Origin of the sequence: Frankia sp. AiPs1 (assembly GCF_023716945.1) — a bacterium.
In the GTDB taxonomy this organism is placed as follows: Bacteria; Actinomycetota; Actinomycetes; order Frankiales; family Frankiaceae; genus Frankia.
Map to the genome: position 1 here is coordinate 1 of NZ_JAMQQF010000299.1, position 7088 is coordinate 7088.

Genomic DNA, 7088 nt, shown 5'->3' on the forward strand with positions numbered 1-7088 from the left:
CCGCCGGGCCGCGCACGATCGACGCCGTGCTCGCCGTGTTCGCGTCGACGCAGCTCGCCGCCGCCACGGTGACCGTCCGCCACACCGCCGGGGCCGGCTGGCAGGTGCGCGGGTCGAGCACGTGGTGCAGCAGCCGGTTGCCGCGTCGCCAGCGTCGCCCCAGGGTGCTGGACGTCGCGACCGCGAGCCCCGCCGGTAGTCCGATCGTGCACTCGGGCTCGCCCGGTTGGTCCAGCACCCGGATGCGCCAGCCGCCCTGGGGCGCCGGCCCGGCGGTGGCGATGTCCCCGCCCAGACTGACCAGGACCCCGGTGTTCAACCGTTCGGCGATCAGCGCGGCGCAGCGGTCGGCCGTGTGCGCCTTCGCTGTCGCGCCCAGGTCGAGGCGCACGCCGGGCGGCAGGGTCAGCATCCGCCCGGTGAGCCGGATGCGCTGCCAGCCCGGAGCCGGCCGGCGCACCACCCGCACGGGCGGTCCGCCAGGCGGCAGCAGAGCGATGTCGCGGTCGTAGCCCAGATCGGCCAGTGCGCCACCGACGGTCGGGTCGACGTCCCCGCCGCTCCGCTGGGCGGCGGTCAGGGCCACCTTGATCAGCTCGGCGAGCAGGGGGCTGACCTGCTGGGACGTGCCGGCGGCCGCGTCGAGCCGGACGATTTCCGCGTCGGCGCGGAAGCGGCTGGCGACCTCGTCGACCGCCGCGAGCTGACCGGCGACGAGCCGCCGGGCTTCGTCGAGCCGGCTCGGGTCGGTCACCACCAGCTGCGCGGTCGTGCTCCAGACCGGCCATGTCGCCAACGCCGTCCCCCCGGGCCCTGCGGGGTCGGAGCCCCGCCCGGTCGGGGGATGCCCGTCGGCGGGCTCGCCGGCCGGGGATGTCCGGGCCGGGGAGCCCGCCGTGGGGAAGTAAGTGGTGGAGGCCGCCGCGGGGAAGGAGGTCGCGGTGGAGGAGGTCGTGGTGGGGCCGGGCTCGTCGGTGGCCGGTTTCGTGGGTCGAGTACTCGTCATCGGGGGCATGTCAGGAACCCCCGGTCGTGGCGTGCGCCTGACCGCTGGCGCTCGAAGGCGACGTCGCGCTCGACGAGGTGCCGGAATCGGTGCTGCTCGACGAGCTGGTGCTGTCCGACGAGCTCGTGCTGTCCGACGAGCTCGTGCTCGCGGAGGAGTCGGTCGTCGTGCCGCTGGACGAGGTGCCTGTCGTGCCGGTCGAGGTGGCGCCGGTGCCGGTCGTGGCCGTGGTGGTCGAAGCGTCGTCATCCGCGGTGTGCTCGTGGGCGAGGACTCCGAATCCGATGACGCCGGCGGCCGCCACGGCGGCCAACCCGGTCGTGACGGGGCCTATCCGTCGGATCCCCTGCTCGCGTGTCGCCATCGCAGCCCTTCCTCACCCGTCGGCCCCCCGTTGCGGAGCGCATGGTTAGGAGGGTGAGAGTTGAGACTGTGAGGTAGCTGTGCGCGGCCTGTAGACAGGCCCAGGGTCCGGTGTCGCGCGGCTGTCAGGCCCAAGGACTGTCGGGCCCAAGGACTGTCGGGCCCGACAGTCAGACCTCAGAACTGTCAGGTCCAGAAGACGGGCGGCAGGGCGTCGATCTCGCGGGCGGCCTGCTCGAAGTCGGCGGCGATGGGCAGCAGCGCGTCGATGCCCAGCCGGACGATGACCGCGGCGTTGAGCCGGGCCCGGGCGGCGACGGCCGGGCCGAACGCGGCGCGGTCACCGTCGTGGCCGTAGGCGTCCAGCAGCAGGCGCAGCCGGCGGGGCCGGTCGTCGAAGGCGGTGAAGCCCTGCGCCTCGACGACGGCGCGGGCGTGCAGCGGCACCCAGGTCAGGGCGGTGAAGGCGAGGTCGAGTTCGCGGGTCGACGGCCCGGCGGTGTCCCAGTCGACGAACCCGACGAGCCGGCCGGCGCCGACGTCCCACACCGCGTTGAACGGCGAGGCGTCGTGATGGCCGACGACCAGGCCCGGCTGCCACGGCCGCCCGGACAGCCAGACGGCGCCGGCCGGCGGCACGTAGCCGGCGGTGACGTCGTGCAGCCGGCGCAGCCACGCCCCGACCTGGCCCAGCGCCTCGTCGGAGAACGCCCACGCCGGCCACGGCCGCCGCTCGCCGATCGTGTCGCCGGCAAGCCAGGACAGCACCTCGCGGCCCCGCTCGTCGAAGCCGAGCACCCGCGGCGCACCGGCGAACCCGACCGCGTCGAGATGGCGCAGCAGCCCGTGCACCGCGGGGGTCCAGGGGTTGGCGGGGCGGTGCACGGTGTCGCCGATGCGGACACCCCCGACATGCCGGCCGCCGGGCAGGCGCTGCTCGGTCACCTGCTGCTCATCCATGATTCGTTGTGTAGGCGTGCCGGTCCAGGACCGCAACCGGTTTTCGGCCGGGCGCGATCGGCGGGCCAGGGCGGCGTCGGCGCGGTGGCCGCCGCCCGGGTCGGCTGCCCCGCCTGGTTCCGACCCGGCCCGTCCCGCGGGGTCTAACCGGCGGCGACCATGTCGCGGCGCCAGCGGCGGGGGCTCCACACGTCCTGGTCCTCGCCCCAGCACACCTGGCCGTCGAGGTCCCAGCGGGTCATGCTGCACCACGCGAACATGCTCGGGTACGGGGTGAAGACCATCCGGCTGACCACCGTGCCCGTCGCGGACAGCGCCCGGCCCAGCTCGTCGTGGCCGGTGATGCGCACGGTCGCCGGCCGGCCCTCGCTGTCGCGGTCCACCTGCCGCTCGCCGGTGACCAGCGGGGACCACACGCCGTCCCGCATGAGGTAGCCCGTCCACACCCGGTCCGTGCCGTGGCGATCCGGGCCGGTGATGACGAGGAACGCCTCGGTCGCCGACGCCGTGCCGTAGGCGTAGCCGACGCGCCGCTGCCGCTGGTCGCGCCGCGGCCCCCACGCCCGGTCTCGGATCGCGAAGCAGTCGACGGCGATCGGCTCGCCGTGCAGCACCATGGTCCCGGTGACCTGTCCGGGCTGGTCGAGGTGACCGCCCTGGGCGAACAGGTCGGATTCGCCGCCGGAGACCAACGGTCGCATCAGCGCCTCGTAGCGCAGATCGAGGGTGAGCTCGTCGCTGGTGTAGCCGATCTCGTAGGTGCGGCCGGGACGGACGGCGCGCAGGGTGATGCCGTCGGCGAGGCGGGCGTCGCGCAGGTCCGGCAGCTCCGGCAGTGGGATGTGCTGCTGCCAGTGGCGGACGGGAAGCTCCCAGGGCAGATGGGCGGTGGCATCGTAGACGGTCACCCCGCCGAACTGGACGCCGAGGTTGGGCCGGAACACCGGGTACACGTAGCCCAGCAGGCGACGTTCGGGCACCATCCAGGTGAACCAGACGGTCTCCGTCCACAACGGCTCGTCGGGCGGGAACGGGTGCAGCCGATCGTCCGCCTCCGTCAGGCCCCAGCCGGCCGCGTCCGCGGGGTCGGCGCCGGGCGATCCCGTCCCGGCGGGTCGGGAGCCGGCGGATTCGGTGCTGGCCGGGTGGGTGCTGGCCGGGTGGGTGCTGGTCGGGCCGGTGCTGGCCGGGCCGGTGTCGGCCGGGTCGGTGTCGGCGGTCATCGGGGTGCCCCCGTGGCCGCGTCGGCGGCGGGGAGGTAGCGCTCGCGGAGCTGGGCCTTGGCGACCTTGCCGACCGGATTGCGGGGCAGCTCGTCGACCAGCTCCACCTGCTCCGGCCATTTCTGCTTCATCAGCCCCGCCCGCGCGCACCAGCCGGTCAGGTCCGCGAGGCTGGGCGGGGCGTCCGCAACCGCGGGCACGACGACCGCGCACACCCGCTCCCCGGTCTGCCCGTCGGGTAGCCCGATGACCGACACGTCGGCGATGCCCGGATGGGTCGCCAGCACCTGCTCCACCTCCACGGCCGAGACGTTCTCCATGTTCCGGATGATCACGTCCTTGATCCGTCCGGTGACGGTCAGACAGCCGGCCGCGTCGAGACGGCCCAGGTCACCGGTGCGCAGCCAGCCGTCCGGTGTCATCGCCGCGGCGGTCAGCTCCTGGTCCAGGTAGCCAAGCATCAGGTGGTCGCCGCCGATCTGGATCTCGCCGTCCGAGCCGGCGGGCGAGGCGGTGCCGTCGGCCGCCGTCACCCGCAGCCGCGCCCCGGGCGCGGCGACGCCCTCGGTGGTGGCCCGCTGCGCGGGGGAGTCGCCCAGCCGGCCCATGCAGACGATCGGTGCCTCGGTCAGGCCGTAGGTGGGGACGATGCCGGCGCCGAACGCGGCCACCATCCGCGCGTCCAGGTCGTGGGGCCGGCCCGTGCCGCCGCCGGGGAAGGCGCGGACCCGCGGGAACAGCCGGCCGCCGGCCGGCAGCGCGCGCTGGGCGGCGAGGTAGGCGAGGAAGAACGGCGGGCCGGCCCCGGCGATGGTGACGTCGAAGTCATGCAGGGCGGTGATCGCCTCGTCGGTGAACCGCGCGACGCACAGCGTCTCGAATCCGACCAGCATCGCCGCGACCTGCCAGGCCGGGCCGCCCACGTGGCAGAGGGGGAAGACCGCGCCGTAGCGGTCGTCCGGGCGTAACCCGAGCCGCTCGACCAGGGTGCGTCCGGCCGCCAGCACCGCGCGGTCGGCGTGGACCACGCCCTTGGGCGCCGACGTCGTCCCCGAGGTGTAGAAGTACCACCGGCCCGCGGGACCCGTCGGCAGGGCCAGTGGACCGCCCCGTGCGGGACTGTCCTGACCCCAGGCCAGGACGTCGATCGGCGCACCATCGCGGGCCACGGCGGCGGCCACCCGCCGGACGGCCGCCGTGCGCGCCGGGTCGGCGCCGTCGACGATGAGCAGCGCCGGGCGGGCCTGACGCAGGATGAAGTCGAGCTCACGGTCGCCGTGGACGGGCAGCAGGGGATTCTGGGTCGCCCCGAGCCGGCACAGCGCGAGCAGCAGGACGATCGCCTCGACGCTGGTCGGAAGCTGCCAGGACACGACGGTGGCCGGCCGGACGCCGCGGGCGGCGAGGTCCGCGGCGAGGGCCGCCACCCGGTCACCGAGCTCGCCCCAGGACACCTGGTCGCCACCCACGTCACGCGCCGCCGGCGCCCGCGGGCTGATCCGGACCCGCCGGTCGAACAGGCTCGACAGACTGTCCTCGCCAAGACCGCCAGCCCCGCCACCGCCGCCGCCGGCGAAATCCTCGCCGCCGCCGGAGGGATCACCACCGCCGGAGGGATCGCGACCACCGGAGCCGCCCGCTGCGTCGAACTCGTCCATGGCCACCTCGCCGGCTTCGCTCTTGTCCCGAGCGACGGTGTCACGGAACTGACACAGCGTCAATTATCCGTGGGGCGCGGGACGCGTGGCCAGGCCGAGGTGGATGATCTGGGCCTGGGACCGGATGAGGTCCTCGAGCGGCGCCCCGTCGCGGGCGAACCCCTCGCGGCGGGCCGCCGACAGCACCAGCATCATCACCAGCGACCCGGCGAGACCCACGGGATGGCCGTCGACGACGGCGACCGACAGCACGTGGGTGAGCCTCTTCATGGCGTCCAGCAGGACCCGGAACACCCGCGGGTCCTCGTCGCGGGAGGCGAGCACGATCGTCTCGAGCAGCCCGCGCCGCCCGGTCCAGAAGTCGTGGAACGCCCGGACGAACCGCTCGCACGGCTCGAGCGCGGCGTCCGCACGCACCAGCGCCGCGGCCAGTGCCGTGACCTGCTCGAACTGCTCCATGTGCCGTTCGGCCACCTCGGCGACGGCGCTGGGGAGGTCGGGGAAGTAGTGGTAGAAGGTCCCCGGCGACGTGTTCACCGCGCGCGCGACGTCCGCGACGGCGACCGTCAGGTACGGCGCGGCCAGACAGCGCCGCTCCACCTCGTCGAGCAGCCGCAGCCGGGTGCGCCGCCCCTTCGGCCCGGGCCCGGACCCGGCAGCGACGCCGACGCCGACTCCGGTGCCGACTCCGGTGCCGGTGCCGGTGCTGGTGCCGCCCGCCGGCAGCCGCGACCGCCGGCCCACGTCGTTCAGGCGGCCCACGTCGTTCAGGCCGGTCGGTTCGCTCGGCTCGGCCGCGGTCATTCCGCCTCCCCATTAATTGAACGCCTGTCAGTTATGGCTAGTATCGACGTCGTCGCCGAAGCTGGGAGGACCGCCATGACCCCCATCTCGAGCTGGGCCCAACGGACCGGCGAGATCGCCGCCGCCCTCGGCGTCGACGCGGTCCGCCTGGTGCCCGTGCCCGCGGGGGCGTCCCGCGAGGCCTACCGCGTCGAGAGCGCTGCCGGCGCCGGTATCGCCTTCCTGCGCGCCGACCCGGTGACCGGCGGGGTGATGGACGGCAGCGAGATGACCCTGGCCCGCGAGGCCGAAGTCCTCCGGCGCGTCCGCGCCCACGGGCTGCCCGTACCCGCCGTGCTCGCGACCCTGACAGACCCGGCCGGCACCCTGTTGGAGCTCGTCCCCGGCACCAGCAGGCCGGACCCCGCGGCGGTCGAGCAGGCCGCGCCGCAGTACATGGCGCTGCTCGCCCGGCTGCACCGGATCGATCCCCCCGAGCTCGGCGTGGCGGCGTCGTCGATCACCGCGGCGCTGCGCTCGGATCTCGACTGGTGGCGCGCCCGAGCCGCGACGACGGGCACCCTGGACCGGCCGCTGATCCGGCTGGCGCTGCGGATCCTCGCCGACGACCTGCCGGACGACCCGACCCCGGCGCGGCCGGTGCACGGCGACGCCGGCCCCGGCAACGTCATGATCCACGAGGGGCGGGTGGCCGCCCTGTTGGACTGGGAGCTGTTCCACGCCGGCGACCCGCACGAGGACCTCGCCTGGATCTGGATGCGCGGCGCGCACACCGACTTCGGCGCGTTCACCACCCGCGTCGTCGAGTACGCCGCCGCCGGCGGCGGCGCGGTCAATCCGAGCCGGCTCGACTGGCAGGTCGCGTTCGTCATGACCAAGTCGGTGATCAGCCTGTGGGCCGGGATCACCGCCGCGCCGCCGGGGGCGGATGTGCTCGGCCCGCTCATCGCCGCGCTCGCCTACGACGCCCTGCTGGGCTCCGTCCTCGTCCGGCTGCGCGGCGGCGCACTGCGGCTGCTCGCCGCCCCGGCGAGCCCGGCCACCTCGGCGAGCCCGGCGGCCGCGGCGGAGATC

7 protein-coding genes are annotated in these 7088 nt (G+C 75.0%); 2 read left to right on the forward strand and 5 right to left on the reverse strand.

Going from position 1 to position 7088, the window contains the following annotated elements; translation table 11 throughout:
- On the reverse strand, positions 1–1006 hold a 1006-nt coding region (locus ND748_RS21150), incomplete at its 3' end, for an FAD:protein FMN transferase (protein ID WP_251747728.1).
- Between the two features lie 89 nt (positions 1007–1095).
- Here ND748_RS21150 and ND748_RS21155 point away from each other — a divergent pair.
- Positions 1096–1419 carry a hypothetical protein gene (locus tag ND748_RS21155; RefSeq protein ID WP_251747729.1) on the forward strand — a complete coding sequence of 108 codons (324 nt, stop codon included), beginning with the start codon at positions 1096–1098 and terminating at the stop codon, positions 1417–1419.
- Positions 1420–1555: 136 nt separating this feature from the next.
- Here the strand turns inward: ND748_RS21155 and ND748_RS21160 are convergent, their stop codons facing one another.
- From ND748_RS21160 to ND748_RS21175, 4 genes are all read right to left on the reverse strand, one after another.
- Entirely contained in the window at positions 1556–2314 is a 759-nt protein-coding gene (locus ND748_RS21160) for a phosphotransferase (protein WP_251747730.1), read from the reverse strand.
- Positions 2315–2472: 158 nt separating this feature from the next.
- Entirely contained in the window at positions 2473–3552 is a 1080-nt protein-coding gene (locus ND748_RS21165) for a hypothetical protein (RefSeq protein WP_251747731.1), read from the reverse strand.
- Positions 3549–5210 (reverse strand): class I adenylate-forming enzyme family protein, encoded by a 1662-nt coding sequence (locus ND748_RS21170; RefSeq protein WP_251747732.1) that lies wholly within the window; start codon positions 5208–5210, stop codon positions 3549–3551. Before ND748_RS21170 ends, ND748_RS21165 begins: the two co-directional genes overlap by 4 nt.
- A 63-nt stretch (positions 5211–5273) precedes the next feature.
- Positions 5274–6014: a TetR family transcriptional regulator gene (locus tag ND748_RS21175; RefSeq protein ID WP_251747733.1), complete on the reverse strand. Its 741-nt coding sequence runs from the start codon at positions 6012–6014 to the stop codon at positions 5274–5276.
- Positions 6015–6089: 75 nt separating this feature from the next.
- Between ND748_RS21175 and ND748_RS21180 the strand changes: the two genes are divergently transcribed.
- The coding region (locus ND748_RS21180; RefSeq protein ID WP_251747734.1) for a phosphotransferase family protein at positions 6090–7088 on the forward strand (999 nt) is incomplete at its 3' end.

Bases quoted from the DNA above. Each gene is read 5' to 3' on its own strand.
- ND748_RS21165 (WP_251747731.1), bottom strand. From the start codon at position 3,552: ATGACCGCCGACACCGACCCGGCCGACACCGGCCCGGCCAGCACCGGC.
- ND748_RS21170 (WP_251747732.1), bottom strand. From the start codon at position 5,210: ATGGACGAGTTCGACGCAGCGGGCGGCTCCGGTGGTCGCGATCCCTCC.
- ND748_RS21175 (WP_251747733.1), bottom strand. From the start codon at position 6,014: ATGACCGCGGCCGAGCCGAGCGAACCGACCGGCCTGAACGACGTGGGC.